This window comes from Cupriavidus basilensis (assembly GCF_029335485.1).
Classification (GTDB): Bacteria; Pseudomonadota; Gammaproteobacteria; order Burkholderiales; family Burkholderiaceae; genus Cupriavidus; species Cupriavidus basilensis_E.
Genome location: NZ_JARJLM010000139.1, coordinates 1 through 1,945, shown reverse-complemented (window position 1 = coordinate 1,945; position 1,945 = coordinate 1). Strand labels below are relative to the sequence as shown.

Annotated in this window: 2 protein-coding genes; both read right to left on the bottom strand. The window is 65.8% G+C overall.

What is annotated here, in order from left to right; all coding sequences use genetic code 11:
• Positions 1-1,414 (bottom strand): methyl-accepting chemotaxis protein (locus P3W85_RS07915; protein WP_276264367.1); only part of this gene is annotated, 1,414 nt, incomplete at its 3' end.
• Between the two features lie 207 nt (positions 1,415-1,621).
• A partial coding sequence (locus P3W85_RS07910) for a methyl-accepting chemotaxis protein (RefSeq protein WP_276264366.1) occupies positions 1,622-1,945 on the bottom strand: 324 nt, incomplete at its 5' end.

The window sequence follows — 1,945 nt, the reverse complement described above, 5'->3', positions numbered from 1 at the left end:
TTTGCTCGGCGGATGCCGCGCTGATCTCGCCCATGATGTCGGTCACGCGCTTGACCGCCTGCACGATCTCGCCCATGGTCTGCCCGGCCTGACCCACCAGCGCCGAGCCGTTGTCCACCCGCGCCACCGTATCGCCGATCAGGCCCTTGATTTCCTTGGCCGCGTTCGCGCTGCGCTGTGCCAGGCTGCGCACCTCGCCGGCCACCACCGCGAAGCCCCGGCCCTGCTCGCCCGCACGCGCGGCTTCCACCGCCGCGTTCAGCGCCAGGATATTGGTCTGGAACGCAATCCCTTCGATCACGCCGATAATGTCGACGATCTTCTTCGATGCCCCGTTGATCTCGTCCATGGTCTGCACCACGCGCCCCACCACTTCGCCGCCCTTGACCGCGGTCTCCGATGCGTTGGCCGCCAGGCCGCTGGCCTGGCGCGCGTTGTCCGCGTTCTGGCGCACCGTGCTCGTCAGCTCTTCCATGCTCGATGCGGTTTCTTCCAGCGACGCCGCCTGTTGCTCGGTACGCTGCGACAGGTCGCTGTTGCCTGCGGCAATTTCGCGCGAAGCGGATGCAATCGATTCGGCCGAGTCCTTGAAGTCCCGCACCGTAGCCGACAGTTGTTGCTGCATCTGCCGCATGGCATGCAGCAGGCTGTCCTTGTCGCCAGCGCGCAGTTTCACTTCGCTGGAGAAATCGCCTTCGGCGATACGCGCGGCGATGGCCGCGGCATAGGCCGGCTCGCCACCCAGCTGGCGCGACAGCGTTCGGGCCTGGAACAGGCCCAGCAGCACGGAAACCGCCAGGCCGCCCAGCACGAGACCCAGCATCCACAAGCGCGATGCTTCATAGACGCCGCGCGCCTCCTCCATGTTCGCCAGCGCACGGTCGTCGCGGCGCTTGACCATCTTGGCCATCACATCCTCGAGCGCGCGGCTGTCCTTGATCAGGTCGGTGCTCTCGGCAAAGACCTGGCTCTCGAACTGGGAGGTATCGAGCGGCTGCTTGCCAACCAGCGCCACATACTTGGCCATGCGATCCCGGTAGGCCGGCAGCAGCGTATCCAGTTGCTTGACCAAGGCCTGGCCTTCCGCCTGGGTGAAGGCCAGGCGCGCGCCCTTCATGCGCTCCTCCAGCGAGTTCAGCGATTTCTCGATCTGCTCCTTCTCGCCGGCGCGCTCGCCCATGGTCGATGCCGATAGCAGCGCGATCTGCGCGCGGCTGGCATAGAGCAGGTCGATGTTGCTGCCTTGCACGCCCTTGAGCGCCTGCAGATCCCCGTGATAGATCTTGCCGGTCCAGTCAGCCATGCGCCCCATATTGACGACGCCGAGCAGACCCATCACCGCGCCGATAAGCGACACGACCAGAAAGCCAGCGACCAGCTTGGTCGTGACGCGCAGCTGATTGAACCATTGCATGCAGACTACCTCTTTTTTCTGGATGACTTGACCACGCGCCCCGACTGTCCGTGCCGGCCGGATGCCGGTGTTGTGGACGACAGGCGCTGCTTCTTCTTTTTTTTGTAAGAGCGTTTCCGGCCAGGTGCTTCAGCCGGGCATTTCAACCTCGTGCTTCAACCTCGTGCTTCGACTTCATGCCGCAAGCAGTGCATTGGCCCCGATGCCTCAGGCTTGCGCCATCTGCGCCGCGTCCCGCCTGGCGGCTTCCTGACCGGTCCGCGCCGGCCGCGGCTCCGGCCGCAGGCTGACCCGGAAGGTGGCGACCGCATCGCGCAGCCGCGATGTCTGGTCTTCCAGCGAACCGGCCGCGGCGGCGGCCTGCTCCACCAGCGCCGCGTTCTGCTGCGTCACCTCGTCCATCTGGGCCACCGCGCGGTTCACCTGCTCGATGCCGGAACTCTGCTCGGCGGATGCCGAGCTGATCTCGCCCATGATGTCGGTCACGCGCTTGACCGCCTGCACGATCTCGCCCATGGTCTGCCCGGCCTG